At 67.1% G+C, this 16,654-nt stretch carries 17 protein-coding genes; 6 read left to right on the top strand and 11 right to left on the bottom strand.

The window, feature by feature from the left end; all coding sequences use genetic code 11:
• Nucleotides 1-181: 181 nt before the first annotated feature.
• The 9 genes from ACRARE_RS01020 to coxB all read right to left on the bottom strand — a co-directional run bounded on the left by ACRARE_RS01020 (nucleotide 182) and on the right by coxB (nucleotide 7,765).
• Nucleotides 182-766: a GNAT family N-acetyltransferase gene (locus ACRARE_RS01020; RefSeq protein ID WP_432654546.1), complete on the bottom strand. Its 585-nt coding sequence runs from the start codon at nucleotides 764-766 to the stop codon at nucleotides 182-184.
• Nucleotides 766-2,028: a M16 family metallopeptidase gene (locus tag ACRARE_RS01025; RefSeq protein WP_432654547.1), complete on the bottom strand. Its 1,263-nt coding sequence runs from the start codon at nucleotides 2,026-2,028 to the stop codon at nucleotides 766-768. The genes ACRARE_RS01020 and ACRARE_RS01025 overlap by 1 nt, the downstream gene beginning before the upstream one ends.
• Nucleotides 2,025-3,413, bottom strand: a complete 1,389-nt coding sequence (thrC, locus tag ACRARE_RS01030) for a threonine synthase (RefSeq protein WP_432654548.1) — start codon at nucleotides 3,411-3,413, stop codon at nucleotides 2,025-2,027. The genes ACRARE_RS01025 and thrC overlap by 4 nt, the downstream gene beginning before the upstream one ends.
• Nucleotides 3,410-4,099, bottom strand: coding sequence for an SURF1 family protein (locus ACRARE_RS01035; RefSeq protein ID WP_432654549.1), 690 nt, complete (start codon nucleotides 4,097-4,099; stop codon nucleotides 3,410-3,412). The genes thrC and ACRARE_RS01035 overlap by 4 nt, the downstream gene beginning before the upstream one ends.
• Nucleotides 4,100-4,194: 95 nt before the next feature.
• Complete coding sequence (locus ACRARE_RS01040; RefSeq protein ID WP_432654550.1) at nucleotides 4,195-4,995, bottom strand: cytochrome c oxidase subunit 3; 801 nt, start codon at nucleotides 4,993-4,995, stop codon at nucleotides 4,195-4,197.
• Between the two features lie 25 nt (nucleotides 4,996-5,020).
• On the bottom strand, nucleotides 5,021-5,608 hold the full coding sequence (locus ACRARE_RS01045) for a cytochrome c oxidase assembly protein (RefSeq protein ID WP_432654551.1): 588 nt from the start codon (nucleotides 5,606-5,608) through the stop codon (nucleotides 5,021-5,023).
• A gap of 3 nt (nucleotides 5,609-5,611) precedes the next feature.
• Nucleotides 5,612-5,794, bottom strand: coding sequence for a cytochrome c oxidase system small membrane protein (locus ACRARE_RS01050; protein ID WP_432654552.1), 183 nt, complete (start codon nucleotides 5,792-5,794; stop codon nucleotides 5,612-5,614).
• Between the two features lie 3 nt (nucleotides 5,795-5,797).
• A complete protein-coding gene (cyoE, locus tag ACRARE_RS01055; protein ID WP_432654553.1) occupies nucleotides 5,798-6,736 on the bottom strand; it encodes a heme o synthase in 939 nt (312 codons plus the stop codon).
• 192 nt (nucleotides 6,737-6,928) lie between these two features.
• Nucleotides 6,929-7,765, bottom strand: coding sequence for a cytochrome c oxidase subunit II (coxB, locus tag ACRARE_RS01060; protein WP_432654554.1), 837 nt, complete (start codon nucleotides 7,763-7,765; stop codon nucleotides 6,929-6,931).
• A gap of 315 nt (nucleotides 7,766-8,080) precedes the next feature.
• On the opposite strand from coxB, the gene tldD reads away from it, so the two are divergent.
• Complete coding sequence (gene tldD, locus ACRARE_RS01065; protein WP_432654555.1) at nucleotides 8,081-9,514, top strand: metalloprotease TldD; 1,434 nt, start codon at nucleotides 8,081-8,083, stop codon at nucleotides 9,512-9,514.
• 72 nt (nucleotides 9,515-9,586) lie between these two features.
• Here the strand turns inward: tldD and ACRARE_RS01070 are convergent, their stop codons facing one another.
• Both ACRARE_RS01070 and ACRARE_RS01075 read right to left on the bottom strand, forming a co-directional pair.
• Nucleotides 9,587-9,880 carry a Dabb family protein gene (locus ACRARE_RS01070; RefSeq protein ID WP_432654556.1) on the bottom strand — a complete coding sequence of 98 codons (294 nt, stop codon included), beginning with the start codon at nucleotides 9,878-9,880 and terminating at the stop codon, nucleotides 9,587-9,589.
• 67 nt (nucleotides 9,881-9,947) lie between these two features.
• Nucleotides 9,948-10,283: a cupin domain-containing protein gene (locus ACRARE_RS01075; RefSeq protein ID WP_432654557.1), complete on the bottom strand. Its 336-nt coding sequence runs from the start codon at nucleotides 10,281-10,283 to the stop codon at nucleotides 9,948-9,950.
• Between the two features lie 184 nt (nucleotides 10,284-10,467).
• On the opposite strand from ACRARE_RS01075, the gene dprA reads away from it, so the two are divergent.
• From dprA to ACRARE_RS01100, 5 genes are all read left to right on the top strand, one after another.
• Entirely contained in the window at nucleotides 10,468-11,625 is a 1,158-nt protein-coding gene (gene dprA / locus ACRARE_RS01080; protein WP_432654558.1) for a DNA-processing protein DprA, read from the top strand.
• A gap of 145 nt (nucleotides 11,626-11,770) precedes the next feature.
• Complete coding sequence (topA, locus tag ACRARE_RS01085) at nucleotides 11,771-14,422, top strand: type I DNA topoisomerase (RefSeq protein ID WP_432654559.1); 2,652 nt, start codon at nucleotides 11,771-11,773, stop codon at nucleotides 14,420-14,422.
• Between the two features lie 166 nt (nucleotides 14,423-14,588).
• Complete coding sequence (locus ACRARE_RS01090; protein ID WP_432655045.1) at nucleotides 14,589-15,185, top strand: L,D-transpeptidase; 597 nt, start codon at nucleotides 14,589-14,591, stop codon at nucleotides 15,183-15,185.
• Between the two features lie 106 nt (nucleotides 15,186-15,291).
• A complete protein-coding gene (locus ACRARE_RS01095; protein WP_432654560.1) occupies nucleotides 15,292-15,996 on the top strand; it encodes a CoA transferase subunit A in 705 nt (234 codons plus the stop codon).
• Nucleotides 15,997-15,998: 2 nt separating this feature from the next.
• Nucleotides 15,999-16,622: a CoA transferase subunit B gene (locus ACRARE_RS01100; protein WP_432654561.1), complete on the top strand. Its 624-nt coding sequence runs from the start codon at nucleotides 15,999-16,001 to the stop codon at nucleotides 16,620-16,622.
• The last annotated feature ends 32 nt before the right edge of the window (nucleotides 16,623-16,654 follow it).

Consider the following 16,654-nt stretch of genomic DNA (forward strand, 5'->3'; position numbering starts at 1 on the left):
CCCCGTGCTGCCCGCCTTTTCACCACCCTGGCCGCCCGCGCGCCCCGGCCCTGCCTTCTCGTTTGCGAAAAATATCCAGGGGGAGTCGCCCGCAGGGCGGCGGGGGCAGAGCCCCCTAATCCCTCCACTTGCCGCCCTCCGGCGGCGGGGGCAGAGCCCCCCTATCGGGCAAAAGCTTCCCCTACCCCGCCTCGGTGCGCCCGCGCCGGTCCAGACGCAGCGAGGCGTAAAGGACATGGGTACGCCAGCGGCCGTCGATCTGAAGATAGCTTTGCGCCACCCCCTCGTATTTGAACCCGGCGCTTTCCAGCAGGCGGCGCGAGGGGGTATTCTCGGGCAGGCAGGCGGCCTCGATCCGACTCAGGTCCATGCGGTGGAAGGCATGTTGCACCACGCCGCCGATCGCCTCGCGCATGTAACCCTGGCGCTTGTAGCGCTCGCCGATCCAGTAGCCCAGCACCCCTGACAGGCTGGGCCCGCGGCGGATGTTGTCCAGGGTGATCGCACCGACCAGCGCGCCATCCTCGGCGCGTTCCATGAACAGCGGCAGCGCGGTGCCCCCGGTGACCGAACGCTGCGCCCAGTAGACCCGGTTGGTGAAGCTGCGCCGGGTCAGGTGATCGCGCGACCAGAGCGGCTCCCAGGGGGTCAGGAAGGCGCGGCTTTCGGCGCGCAGGGTGGTCCAGGCGGTGAAATCCGCATGGACCGGCAGGCGCAGCAGCAGACGCTCGGTCTCGATCCGTACTTTGCGCCGGGACCGCAGCATCAGGCGGCGCGGCGGGCCTGTAGCCGGGCGAAGTCCGGCGCCCCCTCCACAGGACCGTAAAGGGCCAGGGCCATGGGGGCCCGGGCCGCCATCTCCTCGGCATGGGCGCGCAGATCCGCGGCGGTGACCGCGTCGATCCGGGCCACCACCTCGTCCAGGGGCGGTACGCGGCCCCAGATCTCGACCATCCGCGCCAGGCGTTCGGCGCGGTTCGACGCCCCTTCCAGACCCATCAGCAGCCCGGCCTTCATCTGGGCGCGGGCGCGGTCGGTCTCGGCCGCGCTCAGCCCCTCGGCGGCGCGCTTCATCTCGTCCAGAATCAGCTCGGACAACTCGCCCACCTTGTCGGCCGAGGTGCCTGCGTAGATCGTCGTCATGCCGCTGTCGGTATAGGCGCCGGCCTGGGCGAAGACGGTGTAGCACAGCCCGCGCTTTTCGCGCAGTTCCTGGAACAGGCGCGAGGACATGCCGCCGCCCAGGGCCGCACCGTAGATCTGCGCCGCATAGGCCTTGTCCGACCGGTAGTCAGGGCTTTCGAAACCGAAGGTCACATGGGCCTGTTCCAGCTCCTTGACCCGGCGCAGGTCGCCGCCGACGAAACGGGCGGGCACCAGATCGGGCTGGCCGTGGGCGGGCATGTCGCCAAACAGCGCCTCGGCCTGTTTCACCAGCGCCGCGTGATCCACGGCCCCGGCGGCGGCCAGGATCATCTGACCCGGCCCGTAATGCTCGGCCACGAAGCCCTGAAGGTCGGCGCGGGTAAAGGCGCTGACCCGTTCCGAGGGGCCCAGGATGGTGCGGCCCAGGGGCTGTTCCGGATAGGCCTGTTCCTGCAACCAGTCGAAGATGATGTCGTCGGGCGTATCCAGCGCCTGACCGATCTCCGACAGGATCACGCCGCGTTCCATCTCGATCTCATGCGGATCGTAGACCGAGGCGCGCAGGATGTCGGCGATCACCTCCAGCGCCAGGGCCACATCGTTTTCCAGCACCCGGGCGTAATAGGCCGTCACCTCGCGCGAGGTATAGGCGTTGATAAAGCCGCCCACGTCCTCGATCACCTCGGCGATGTCCAGGGCGCTGCGCGTCTTCGTGCCCTTGAAGGCCATGTGTTCCAGGAAATGGGCGATGCCGTTCTGTTCGGGCCGCTCATGCCGCCCCCCGGCGCTGACCCAGATCCCGATAGAGGCCGATTGCAGCCCCGGCATGGTCTCTGTGACCACGCGAAACCCGTTTTTCAGGGTCGTCAGTTCGACGCTCAATGCGCCCTCCTTTCACGGATCAGCGCCTCGATGGCGCCCAGATCGTCGGCAATGCGGGTGACCCGCTCTTCGCGGTCAAAGAGGTCGGCCATGCGCGCGGGCAGGCCGGGGCGGATCTGGCTGGCCTGTTCCACCGCATCGGGGAACTTGGCCGGGTGGGCGGTGGCCAGGCTGATCATCGGCGTCGCCGGATCGCGCAACTCGCGCGCCACCTTCACCGCCACGGCGCTGTGCGGGCACAGCAGCTCGCCGCTCAGATCCTTCATCTGGGCGATGGTGGCCAGGGTTTCCTCTTCCGAGCAGCGGCCCGAGATGAAGGCCTCTTGCAGCGCCTGAAGCGCGCCCTGGGGCACGGTAAAGCCCCCGGCCTTCAGCTCGTCCATCAGCTGGGTCACGGCGGCGCCGTCACGCGCCAGCGCGTCAAACAGCACCCGCTCGAAGTTCGAGCTGACCTGGATGTCCATCGACGGCGAGATCGAGGGCACGACGCCGTCGGGCGTGTACGCCCCGGTGGTCAGGCAGCGGTGCAGGATGTCGTTCTGGTTGGTGGCCACCACCAGCTTGTCGATGGGCAGGCCCATCTTGCGCGCCACGTAGCCCGCGAAGATGTCACCGAAGTTGCCCGTGGGCACGGTGAAGCTGACCTTGCGGTCGGGCGCGCCCAGGCTGACGGCGGAGGTGAAGTAATAGACGACCTGCGCCAGCACCCGCGCCCAGTTGATCGAGTTGACGCCCGCCAGCCCGACCTCGTCGCGGAAGGCGAAATCGTTGAACATGTCCTTCACCCGCGCCTGGCAGCCGTCGAAATCGCCATCCACGGCCAGGGCGTGCACATTGCTGTCGGCGGGCGTGGTCATCTGGCGGCGCTGCACCTCGGACACCCGGCCGTGCGGGTAGAGGATGAAGACATCGACGTTATCCAACCCCCGGAAGGCCTCGATCGCGGCAGAGCCGGTGTCGCCCGAGGTGGCACCGACGATGGTGATCCGGCGGCCATTCTTGGCCAGGGCCGTCTGGAACAGCTGACCGATCAGCTGCATCGCGAAGTCCTTGAAGGCCAGGGTGGGGCCGTGGAACAACTCCAGCAGGAAATGCCCCGGCTCCAGCTGCACCAGCGGCGCGCGGGCGGCATGGCCGAAACCTTCGTAGGCGCGGGCGATGCAGCCGCGGAACTCGTCCTCGGTGAACGTGTCGCCGAGGAAGGGCCACATGATGCGGAAGGCGGTTTCCTCGTAGGACAGCCCGTGCAGCGCGCGGATCTCGTCCTCGGACAGGGTCGGGATCTCGGCGGGCACGTAAAGGCCGCCGTCACGGGCCAGACCGGTCAGCATGGCCTCTTCGAAGCTCAGGTCCGGGGCCTGCCCCCGGGTCGATACGTAAATCACGTCGTCTCGCCTCTCGACTGTTTGCGAATGCGATAAATCAGATAGGCGGACATGACCAGCCATACGGCGGCCAGAGACAGCCAGGTGATCGCATATTCCAGGTGGTCGTTGGGAATGCCTGCGGTGCTGACCGGCGCGGCGACCAGGGCGCCACCGCCCGCCGGGCCCTCGCGGCGCACCAGCAACAGCGGCTCTGTCTCCAGCTGGGCGGCCAGGGCGGGAAGGTCACGGGCGTAGAAAAGGCCCGTTTCCAGGTCCGGTGCCGGGGTGAAACTGTCGACCTCATCGGGCCAGACCAGGTTGCCGGTGATCGTCACCGCCCCCTCGGGCGCGGGCGGGATCGCCTGGGCCTGGGGCACGAAGCCGCGTTCCACGATGATCCGGCGACCATCCGCCATCTGGAAGGCCTGTTCCAGCAGATAGCCCGCCCCCAGCCCCTCGCGCGCCGATTGCACCCGCAGCGGCGCGCCGGTGAACTGGCCGCTCAGGGCCACGGCCAGATAGCGGTCGCCCTCGGGGTCGGGCGCGTCCGGAAGGGCCAGGGGATCGGCGGCGATGCGCGCCTCGATCCGGGCCAGCACCTCGGTCTTCCACTCCAGCCGCCGGAGTTGCCAGTTGGCCAGCGCCAGCAGGATGGCCACGCCGCCCAGCCCCAGCACCAGCGCCCCGATCAGTTTTCCCCGCATGTCGTCCCCATTCATGAAGAAGGGCGCGGAAAGCCCGCGCCCTTGGATCCTGTGCCCATCGGGCGGCGGGGTAAACCCCCGCCCCCGCGCGGCGCTTACTGGCCCCAGATGTAGATCGAGGCGAAGAGGAAGAGCCAGACCACATCGACGAAGTGCCAGTACCAGGCTGCCGCCTCAAAGCCCACGTGGTTGGAGGGCGTGAAGTGACCGGCATTGGCGCGGATCAGGCAGATGATCAGGAAGATCGTGCCGATGATCACGTGGAACCCATGGAAGCCGGTGGCCATGAAGAAGTTGGCGCCATAGATGTTGCCGCCGAAACCGAAGGCCGCGTGGCTGTATTCATAGGCCTGGAAGACGGTGAACAGCAGGCCCAGCAGGACCGCCAGCAGCAGGCCCGCCTTCAGGTCGCGGCGGTTGTTTTCATGCACCAGGGCGTGGTGCGCCCAGGTGGCCGCGGCGCCCGAGCACAGCAGGATCAGGGTGTTGATCAGCGGCAGGTGCCAGGGGTCGAAGGTCTCGATGCCCGCAGGCGGCCAGACGCCATCCACGGCCGGGCTTTCCGGGCCCATCGGGTAGAGGGCGTGCTTGAAGAACGACCAGAACCAGGCGGCGAAGAACATCACCTCGGACATGATGAACAGGATCACGCCATAGCGCAGGCCGATGCGGACCACGGCGGTATGATCGCCCGCCTGGTTTTCCAGCACGGTGTCGCGCCACCAGCCGAACATGGTGTAGAGGATGGCGATCAGGCCCGCCAGGAACATCCAGGGGCCGCTGTCGTTCAGCCACATGACGGCGCCGAACAGCATGACGAAGGTGCCAACCGCCGCGATGAACGGATACACCGACGGTGGCAGAATGTGGTAATCGTGGTTCTTAGCGTGCGCCATAACTCTCTTCCCCGGGCTTGGCCCCTCAGTTCACATCGGTTGTCGCGGCTTGCCCGCCGAGCAACGCGGCGTGATCGGCCGCATAGCCCTCGGGCATGTCGATTTCATAGAACGTATACCCCAGCGTGATCGTGTGGATATACTTTGCGTCGCGATCCTCGACCATTTCGGGATCGACGTAGAAGGTCACCGGCATTTCGACCGTTTCACCGGGCATCAGCACCTGTTCGGTGAAGCAGAAACAGTCGATCTTGGTGAAGAACCCGCCCGCCTCATAGGGCGTGACGTTGTAGCTGGCCTGCCCGGCAATCGGGCGGTCGGTCGGGTTATGCGCCTCGTAGAAAGCCAGGCCGGTCTCGCCGATGCGCAGCTCGACCTCGCGTTGCACGGGTTTGAAATCCCAGGCCATGTCGCGTTCGGTCGAGGCATCGAAGCGGATCTTGATGGTGCGGTCCAGGATATGGTCCGCCCCCGCCTCGGCCTCTTGCGTAACCCCGCCAAAGCCGGTCACGGCGCAGAAGTAGTTGTAGGCGGGCACGGCGGCCCAGGCCAGCGCCCCCATGGTGACGATCACGCCCAGAGCCTGGAAAACGGTCTTTTTCTTCGGATCCATCGCTTACCCCTCCGTTGCTGCGGCGCTGGTGCCGGGCAGGGTGTCGGGCATTTGCAGGGTCTGGCCGGTGACCTTGACGAAGGTCAGCACGAAGACCAGCGCCACGAAGGCGGCCAGCACCAGGCCCAGGCCCATGTTCAGGCCCCGGCGACGCTTGTGCAATTCGTGTTCATGGGTCAGGGGCATGGGTTACCAGCCTCCCAGTCCGTAGGGTTTCAGCACCGCCTCGACCAGGATCGCGGCGAAATGCAGGAAGGTGTAGATCAGGGACAGCTTGAAGAAGCGTTTCTCGACCCGGTAGTCATCGGCCTCGGCCATGACCTCGTCGCGGCGCCAGATGCGGACGGCCCCGGCCAGGAACAGCGCGTTCAGCACCAGGGCCACGGCCAGGTACAACGGCCCGCCGATCGAGGTGAAGGCGGTGCCGATGGCCACCAGCGCCAAGGCGGCGGTGTAGATCAGGATATGGCGGCGGGTCGCCGGGCGCCCGTGGGTCACGGTCAGCATGGGCACGCCCGCGTCGTCGTAATCGGACCGCATGAACAGCGCCAGAGCCCAGAAATGCGGCGGGGTCCACATGAAGACCAGCAGGAACATCAGCACCGACTCGACGCTGACGCCGCCGGTGGCCACGGCCCAGCCGATCATCGGGGGGAAGGCGCCCGCGGCGCCGCCGATGACGATGTTCTGCGGCGTCGAACGCTTAAGCCACATGGTGTAGACCACGGCGTAGAAGAAGATGGTGAAGGCCAGGAAGAGCCCCGAGAAGACATTGGCGGCCAGCGCCAGCATCACGCAGGAGAACCCGGCCAGCGCCAGGCCCAGGGCCAGCGCCTCGTCGCGGCCCACCCGGCCTGCGGGGATCGGGCGGCCACGGGTGCGTTTCATCACCGCGTCGATGTCGCTGTCGTACCACATGTTCAGCGCACCAGAGGCGCCGCCGCCCACGGCGATGAACAGGATCGCGCAGAAGGCGATGAAGGGATGCACCGGCACCGGCGCGGCCACCAGGCCCACCAGCGCGGTGAAGACCACCAGCGACATGACGCGCGGCTTGAGCAGCGCGACGTAATCGCCGAACCCGGCGTCGCCCTCTTTTGCCTGCGTCTGGATACTTGCGTCGGTCATGTCTTGGGTCTCGATCTTGCGGGGGAACCGTGGGCCGGCAGCGGCGCCGGGGCGGATCGGGTTTCAAAGGGTCGCGCCGGGCCTGGGCCGGGCGCCTCCTCCCTCTCCTCCCACGTCGGGCGCGGACCGCATCGGCCCGCCACCCTTGCGTGGCATCCAGGCGCCCCCTCGGGAGGGCGCCCGCCAGCGGTATCAGACCGCGGGCAGCTCGCTCAGCGGCACATAGCCACCGGCCGCTTCGGAGGCGGCAAGCCAGGCGTCATAGACCTCTTGGCTGACCACCTTCACGGTGATCGGCATATAGGCGTGGTCCTTGCCGCAAAGCTCGGAACACTGGCCGAAGTAGACGCCTTCCTGCTCGGGGGTGAACCACAGCTGGGCAAAGCGGCCCGGAACGGCGTCCTGTTTCACGCCGAAGGCGGGCACGGTCCAGGAGTGGATCACGTCGGCACCGGTCACGGACATCACGACGGTCTTGCCGACCGGCACGATGACGGCGCTGTCGGTGGCCAGCAGGTATTCGTCGTCGTTGTAGCCATAGGCGGCCAGGTCTTCCTTGGGCAGAAGGAAGCCTTCGTATTCCAGGTCTTGCGCATCGGTGTACTCATAGCCCCAGTACCACTGGTAGCCGGTCACCTTGATGTGGATGTCGCCCTCGGGGATCACCTGCTGCTTGAACAGCGTCGGCAGCGAGAAGGCCCCGATGAACAGCAGGATCAGGATCGGCACAACAGTCCAGGCGATTTCCAGCGGCGAGTTGTGCGTGAAGGTCGCGGGCGTCGGGTTGGCCTTGCGGTTGAACCGCAGGATCACGATCAGCAGCAGCGCGCAGACGAAAATCACGATCGCCGCAATGATGTAGAGGATCATGTGCTCGAGCCATTGCAGATCGCGCGCCAGCTCGGTCGCGGCAAACTGGAACCCCATGCCGCCGGTGGTCGGCTTGCCAATGGTCTCCAGGTCCTGTGCCATCGCGGGGGCGGCGGCAAAAGCGGCCATGAGGCCAATAAAATGTGTCTTCAGTCGCATCGGTCACCCTGATCGGTTGCGGCAGATCGCCTGCACAGTCTCGGCCTCCTCCCCACCCGGCCTCCCCCGGGGGAGAGCGCCCGATGGCCATGGCGCTCCCATTGTTTGTTGCAGCTTAAAATCATATTCTTACGCTCACGACAATAATCACGGGCGCGTCAGAAGTCAGTTTTTTGATCCAGATCAAGAAAATATGTCGCAGGCAGGCCCCCGCGCCCTTCCCTTGCACTTCCCAGAACATAGGTGCGCAATGTACCGATTCTGTTCCGGCGCGCCCGAAGCCGCGCCGCGCCCGCTCCTGAAAGGCCCCCAGCGATGACCGCAACCGCCCCGGAAACCCCCTTCCGCCCCTTCGAGACGATGCTGGACGAGGGCGTCGCGCTGCGCCTGCTGCGCGAGGCGGTGGCGGGGGCCGACGATGGCGAGCTGTTCCTGGAACGGCGCCGCTCGGAGATGCTGCATTTCGACGACGGGCGGATCCGCAACGCCAGCTATGACGCCGCCGAGGGCTTCGGCCTGCGCGCGGTGCGTGGCGAGGTGGCGGGCTATGCCCATGCCACCGACATTTCCGAGGCGGCGCTGAAACGGGCCGTGGCCACCGCGCAGCTGGCCGTGGGCGATGGTGGCGGCACCATGGCGCCGCCGCCGCCGGGCACCAACCGACATCTTTATGCAGACCTCGATCCGATCGCTGGCCATAGCTTTCCGATGAAGGTCGACACCCTGCGCGAGATCGACGCCTTCTGCCGCGATCTGGATCCGCGCGTGGTGCAGGTGTCGGCCACCATCGCCGCCTCCTGTCAGGAAGTGGTGATCCTGCGCCCCGAGGGCCATGTGGTGTCGGACATCCGCCCGATGACCCGGGTGAATGTCAGCGTCATCGTCGAGGACAAGGGCCAGCGCCAGACCGGCACCGCGGGCGGCGGCGGGCGCATTGCGCTTGACGGTCTGATCGACCCCGCCGACTGGCAGGCCAAGGCGCGCGAGGCGCTGCGCATTGCCCTGGTCAATCTGGAGGCCATCCCCGCCCCCGCCGGTCAGATGGACGTGGTCCTGGGCTCTGGCTGGTGCGGGGTCATGCTGCACGAGGCCGTGGGCCACGGGCTGGAGGGCGATTTCAACCGCAAGGGCGCCTCGGCCTTCTCGGGGCGCATCGGCGAGAGGGTGGCGGCCCCGGGCGTGACGGTTCTGGACGATGGCACCATTCCCGACCGGCGCGGCTCCATCACCGTGGATGACGAGGGCACGCCCTCGGGCAAGAACGTGCTGATCGAGGACGGCATCCTGGTGGGCTATATGCAGGACCGGCAGAACGCCCGCCTGATGGGCGTGGCGCCCACGGGCAACGGGCGGCGCGAAAGCTATGCCCATGCACCGATGCCCCGGATGACCAACACCTACATGCTGGGCGGCGAAGCCACCCCCGAAGAGGTGGTCGGCGAGATGAAGGACGGCATCCATGCGGTCGGCTTCTCGGGCGGTCAGGTGGACATCACCAACGGCCAGTTCGTCTTTAACTGCACCGAGGCCTACCTGGTGAAGAACGGCCAGCGCGTGGCGCCGGTGAAGGGGGCGACGCTGATCGGGTCCGGCCCCGCGGCGATGAAGCAGATCCGCGCCCTGGGCAACGACATGGCGCTGGACCCGGGCATGGGCAATTGCGGCAAGTCGGGCCAATGGGTGCCCGTGGGCGTCGGCCAGCCCACGGTGCTGATCGGCGGGCTGACCGTGGGCGGATCGGCCACCTGATCCCCCCTTAACGCCAAAAGGCGCCTGCCAGCCGCAGGCGCCTTTTTCGTTCTTGCCTGTAGCGCAGGCCGGTCAGAAATCGGCGGCGATACGCAGTTCGCGCAGGGGTTTCACCAGGTCGATCGACTGTTGGTAGAGGGGATGCGCCTTGTAGGCGGCCAGGGCCTCGGCATCCTCGAACTCGCCATAGACGACCACGTCGACCTCGCCCGACCAGCTGTCGACGCGGCTGTTCTCGACCACCTCCAACACCCGGGCATGGGGGTTCTGTTTCAGGATCGACAGGCCTTCATAGACCCGGGCCCGGTCGGCCGGGTCCTTGGCGCTGAAGAAGACGACATGGCGGATGAAGCCGCGTTCGGACATGGGGGTCCCTCCTCTGGGCAGTACGGGGTCCCTCCTGTCACCCCGCAGCCCCGGAGGCAAGCCGCCCTCAGCCCTTCAGGGCGTAGCGGTCGGCCTCGGCGAAGACGTCGATGACCTTGGTGCCCGCCTTGATCGTGGCCCCATGTTCGACCCCATCGGGAATGTCGTAGCTTTCGCCCGGGGTGTAGGTCTTGGTCACCCCGCCGATGGTCAGGGTGATCTCGCCCTCGACCACGGTGCCCCATTGCGGCCCGTGGGCATGGGGCGGCAGGACCATGTCCTGAAGGAAGGTAAAGAAGATCACCAGCCCGGCGTCGGATTGCACCGCGCGGGTCTGCACCACCTCTTCGGGAAAGGGCACGTCGAGGGCGGGCAGGCCCATGATGAAATCGGGAAAGGTCATGGGGGGCGCTCCTTCATCTGCGTCAGGGCCGCAGGGGCGCGGCCCGTTGCGGCGGATCATGGGGCGCGCGGGCGTCGGGGGCAAGCGGTCTGGACGCTGCAGGCGCGAAGACCGCCCGGCCCCTCTTCACGCATAATTAACCAGCCGAACGGTAGAACTGATTCTGCAAGCAGGCGGAGTCATGATGGTCGTGGATACTCACTCTTCCACTCACCCCCCACTCCCACCCACCACGGAAGATGAGCGGCTGTCGTGGCTCCGTCTCTTGCGCTCTCGCCGGGTTGGACCGGCGACCTTTTACCGGCTGCTGGCCGAACATGGCAGCGCCGGGGCGGCGCTGGAGGCCCTGCCCGAGGTGGCCCGCGCGGCGGGTCTAGAGCACTACACCCCCTGCCCCCTTTCCATCGCCGAACAGGAACTGGCCCGAGGCCGGACCCTGGGCGCCCGGCTGATCGCCCGGGGCGAGGCCGCCTATCCCACAGCGCTGGAGGATCTGGCCGATGCGCCGCCTCTGCTCTGGGCGCAGGGCCGCGCCGATCTGCTGGCCCGCCCCGGCGTGGCGGTGGTGGGCGCCCGGCAGGCCTCGTCGCTGGGGCTGCGCATGGCGCGCGCCCTGGCCGCCGATCTGGGCCAGGCGGGGCAGCTGGTGATCTCGGGGCTGGCGCGCGGCATCGACACCCAGGCCCATGAGGCCGCGCTGGAGACCGGCACCCTCGCCGTCTTTCCTGGCGGGCTGGACCAGGTCTATCCCTTCGAGAACCGCGATCTGGCCCGGCGCATCGCCGAGACGGGCCTGTGCCTGTCGGAACAGCCCCCGGGCCTGTCGCCCGCGCTGCACCATTTCCCGCAGCGCAACCGGCTGATCTCTGGCCTGGCGCGGGCGGTGGTGGTGGTCGAGGCGGCGGCGAAGTCGGGCACGCTGAACACCGCCCGCCACGCGCTGGACCAGGGCCGCGAGGTGCTGGCGGTGCCCGGCCACCCGTTCGAGGCCCGCGCCTCGGGCTGCAACCTTTTGTTGCGCGACGGCGCAGGCCTGGTGCGCGGCGCCCGCGACGTGCTGGAGGTGCTGGGCGCGGCCGCCGTACGCCCGACGCCGACCCCTGCCCCCGCCCCAGACCCGCGGCCCGACGGCCCCCCGCCCCCCGCGCGGCCCCTGCGCGACATCGCCCGGCTGCACGCCCAGATCCTGGAACGCATCGGCCCCGCCCCGGTCGAGGAAGAGGTGCTGCTGGCCCGTCTGGACGCCCCGGCGCGGCAGGTCGCCCCCGCCCTGACCGACCTGGAACTGGAGGGGCGCATTCGCCGCGCCCCCGGCGGGTTGATCACCCGCGGCGAAAACTGAGGCAGTCCACCCGCCGATGCCGCGCCGCAGCACCGGCGGCGGGCATAGGCAGGATTGCCTCCATTGACAATCAACCCTGCCAGCCCACATGGTCCGCCGCCAAGGCGCGTCTTTCGAGTCGAGCCCCCCAGCGAAAGGAACCCACATGCCCGTCGTCGTCGTCGAGTCCCCGGCCAAGGCCAAGACAATCAACAAATATCTCGGCTCCGACTACACCGTTCTCGCCTCTTACGGCCATGTGCGCGACCTGCCCCCCAAGGACGGCTCGGTCGACCCCGATCATGACTTCGACATGAAATGGGAGGTCGCCAGCGACAGTAAAAAGCATGTGAAGGCCATCGCCGACGCGCTGAAGGACGACAACGCCCTGATCCTGGCAACTGACCCCGATCGCGAGGGCGAGGCGATTTCGTGGCACCTGGAAGAGGCGCTGCGCAACCGCAAGGCGCTGAAGAAGGACACGCCGGTCAGCCGCGTGGTCTTCAACGCCATCACCAAATCCGCCGTCACCGAGGCGATGAAGAACCCCCGCCAGGTGGACGAGGATCTGGTGCACGCCTATCTGGCGCGCCGGGCGCTGGACTATCTGGTGGGCTTCAACCTGTCGCCGGTGCTGTGGCGCAAGCTGCCCGGCGCCAAGTCAGCGGGCCGGGTGCAATCGGTCTGCCTGCGCCTGATCGTCGAGCGCGAGATGGAAATCGAGGCCTTCAAGCCGCGCGAATACTGGAGCGTGAAAGCCATCCTGACCACCCCGCGCGGGCAGGAATTCGAGGCCCGTCTTGTCTCGCTGGCGGGTGACAAGCTGGACAAGTTCTCGATCGAGAACGGCACCCAGGCCGATATGGCCGTGCAGGCCATCACCTCGCGCGATCTGTCCGTGCAGTCGGTCGAGGCCAAGCCTGCCTCGCGCAACCCCTCGCCGCCCTTCATGACCTCGACCCTGCAACAGGAGGCCAGCCGCAAGTTCGGCATGGGCGCCCGGGCCACGATGAACACCGCCCAGCGTCTCTATGAGGCCGGGCACATTACCTATATGCGGACCGACGGGATCGACATGGCGCCCGAGGCCGTGACCGCCTGCCGCGACGCCATCGCCGACCGCTTCGGCAAGGAATACGTGCCCGCCAGCCCCCGGGTCTACAAGAACAAGGCGAAGAACGCCCAGGAAGCGCACGAATGTATCCGCCCGACGGATATGACCAAGGACGCCGCCGCCCTGGGCCTGTCGGAGGATCAGCGCAAGCTTTACGATCTGATCTGGAAACGCACCCTGGCCTGCCAGATGGAAGGCGCCCGGATGGAGCGGACCACGGTCGAGATCGGCAGCCAGGACGCCCAGGTCGGCCTGCGCGCCACCGGCCAGGTGGTGCTGTTCGACGGTTTCCTGCGGATCTACGAAGAGGGCCGCGACGACGTGGCCGACGATGACGACAAGCGTCTGCCGCAGATCCACCAGGGCGAGAAGACCGACAAGAAGACCATCAGCCCGGAACAGCATTTCACCCAGCCGCCGCCGCGCTACACCGAGGCGACGCTGGTCAAGCGCATGGAAGAGCTGGGCATCGGCCGCCCCTCGACCTATGCCTCCATCGTGACCACGATCCAGGATCGCGGCTATGTGGTGAAGGACAAGAACCGCCTGATCCCCGAGGACAAGGGGCGGCTGGTGATCGCCTTCCTGTCGAACTACTTCAAGAAATACGTGGAATACGATTTCACCGCTGATCTTGAAGAAGAGCTGGACGATGTCTCGGCCGGCGACCGCGATTACAAGGACGTGCTGGCCCGCTTCTGGCGCGATTTCTCGGCCGCCATCGCCGAGACCTCCGAGCTGCGCATCACCGAGGTTCTGGACAAGATCAACGAGGTGCTGGAGCCGCATCTCTTCCCGCCGACCGAGGATGGCAGCGATCCGCGCCTGTGTCCGAACTGCGGCGCCGGGCGCCTGTCGATGCGCACCGCGCGCTCGGGCGGCGCCTTCATCGGCTGTTCGAACTATCCCGAATGCCGCTACACCCGCCCCTTCGGCCCGCCCAACCCCGAGGCCGAGGCCAGCGCGATCCCGCCCGAGGGCAAGCTTCTGGGCGAGGACCAGGGCGACGAGATCCGCGTCATGAAGGGCCGCTTCGGGCCCTACGTACAGCGCGGCGAGGCGACCAAGGAAAACCCCAAGCCGCCGCGCCAGTCGGTGCCCAAGGAATGGACGCCCGAGGATCTGACCCTGGAAGAGGCGGTGCGCCTGCTGTCGCTGCCCCGGCTGATCGGCACCCATCCCGAGGACGGGGTGAACGTCTGGGCCAATATCGGCCGCTACGGACCTTACATCAAACACGCCGACACCACCTCGAACCGGGGCGGCACCAATGCCAACCTGGAAGGGCTGGATGAGGTCTGGACCGTGGGCATGAACCGCGCGGTGCAGCTGCTGGCGGAAAAGGTCGCCTCGCGCAAGGGACGCGGCCAAGCCAAGGTGCTGAAAGAGCTGGGCGATCACCCCGAGGCGGGCGAGCCGGTGCAGCTTCTGGAAGGCAAGTACGGGCCTTACGTGAAGTGGGAAAAGATCAACGCCACCCTGCCCGAAGGGGTCGAGCCCGAGGCGGTGACCCTGGAAAAGGCGGTGGAACTGATCGCCGAACGCGCCGCCAAGACCGGCAAGAAGGTCGCCAAGAAGAAGGCCCCGGCCAAGAAAGCCGCGACCAAGAAGACCACCGCCACCAAGACCACGGCGGCCAAGAAACCGGCGGCCAAGAAGGCCCCGGCGAAAAAGGCCGCACCCAAGGCCTCTGACGCCGAGTGATCCCGCCTCCCCCCGCGCCGCTGCGGCGCGGGGGACACGCTCACGCGCCCTGCCGGACTTGTGATTGGCAACTGGTGCCCGTCCCCCCGATCTTGTGGCACATTCCCGTCCCGAGATCGGAGAGACCATGACGACGCCCTCCCAGCGCCCCCTGTCCCTGCGCCCCCTGTCCCCAGGCTCGCTGTCCCGCCGCCGCCTGCTGCTGACCGGCGCCGCCGCCACCCTGCTGCCCGCCGCCGCCCGCGCGCAAGAGGCGACAGACGGCCCGCCGCCGATGATCCCCGCGCCGGAACTGGCGCCGGTGCGGCGCAACACCTCCAGCTTCGTGCGGCAGGACTGGCGCACCCATTTCGACACCCTGGGCGTCGGCGCCATCGTCTGCGACACCACCTCGCGGGCGCTGCACTACTGGAACGCCGACGGCAGCGACTATCGCATCTACCCCACCTCGGTTCCCGCCTCGGAAGAGCTGACCCGGCGCGGCTACACGAAAGTGGTGCGCAAGAAGGTCGGCCCCGACTGGACCCCTACCGCCTCGATGATGGAACGCTTCCCCGAGCTGCGCTACATGCCCCCCGGCCCCGACAATCCGCTGGGCACCCATGCCATGTACCTCAGCTGGCCCGCCTATCTGATCCACGGCACCCATGACACGCGCAAGATCGGCCGGCAAAGCTCGGACGGCTGCATCGGCCTTTACAACTTCGCCATCGAAGAATTGTTCGCCGCGACCCCGATCGGCACCCAGGTGCGCATCATCTGACGCGTCCCGCGCCCCTATCGTGAAAACCCGTATAGGGCCTGCTTACATTTGACTTCGCAGCCCCCCGGCGGCATGACAGAGGCGAATTGGCATGAGGAGGGATTTCATGAAGAAAGTGTACGGCTCGGCGTCCGAGGCGCTCGACGGGCTGCTCTTCGACGGTATGCAGATTGCGGCGGGCGGCTTTGGCCTCTGCGGCATTCCCGAACTGCTGCTGGAGGCGATCAAGCAGGCAGGCACCAAGGATCTGACCTTTGCCTCGAACAACGCGGGCGTCGATGATTTCGGCATCGGCATCCTGTTGCAGACCCGCCAGGTGAAGAAGATGATCTCGTCCTACGTGGGCGAGAACGCGGAATTCATGCGTCAGTACCTTTCGGGCGAGCTGGAGCTGGAGTTCAACCCCCAGGGCACCCTGGCCGAACGGATGCGCGCCGGTGGCGCAGGCATCCCCGGGTTCTACACCAAGACCGGCGTCGGCACCCAGATTGCCGAGGGCAAGGAACACAAGGACTTCCGCGGCGAGACCTATATCCTTGAGGAAGGCATCTTTGCCGACCTCTCGATCGTCAAGGCCTGGAAGGCCGACACCACGGGCAATGCGATCTTCCGCAAGACCGCGCGCAACTTCAATCCGCCGGCGGCCATGTGCGGCAAGGTCTGCGTGATGGAGGTCGAGGAGATCGTCGAACCCGGCGAGCTGGACCCCGATCACATCCACCTGCCCGGCATCTACGTGCACCGCCTGATCCAGGGCACGCATGAGAAGCGGATCGAGAAAGTCACCACCCGTAGCCGCGAGGAGGCGTAACGATGCCCTGGGATCGTAACCAAATGGCCGCCCGCGCGGCACAGGAACTTGAAGACGGCATGTATGTGAACCTCGGCATCGGGATCCCGACGCTGGTGGCCAACTACGTGGGCGACAAGGACATCACCCTGCAATCCGAGAACGGGATGCTGGGCATGGGCCCCTTCCCCTATGAGGGTGAAGAGGATCCCGACCTGATCAACGCGGGCAAGCAGACGATTACCGAACTGCCGCGCACCTCCTACTTCGACAGCGCCACCAGCTTTGGCATGATCCGGGGCGGCAAGATCGCCGCGGCGATCCTGGGCGCCATGGAAGTGGACGAAAAGGGCGACCTGGCGAACTGGATGATCCCCGGCAAGCTGGTCAAGGGCATGGGCGGCGCCATGGACCTGGTGGCGGGCGTGGGCCGCGTCATCGTGGTCATGGACCATGCCAATAAGCACGGCGAGTCGAAGGTGCTGAAGGAATGCACCCTGCCGCTGACCGGCGCGGGCGTGGTCGACATGATCATCACCAACCTGGGCGTGCTGGAAGTGGTCGAGGGCGGTCTGAAGATCCTTGAGCTGGCCGATGGCGTCACCGAGGACGAGATGCGCGCCGCCACCGAGGCGACCATCGTCTGAGGGCCCCTGCCCCACAGCGACATTTGAAAGGC

It is taken from the genome of Pseudooceanicola aquaeponti, assembly GCF_050897975.1.
GTDB lineage: Bacteria > Pseudomonadota > Alphaproteobacteria > Rhodobacterales > Rhodobacteraceae > Pseudooceanicola.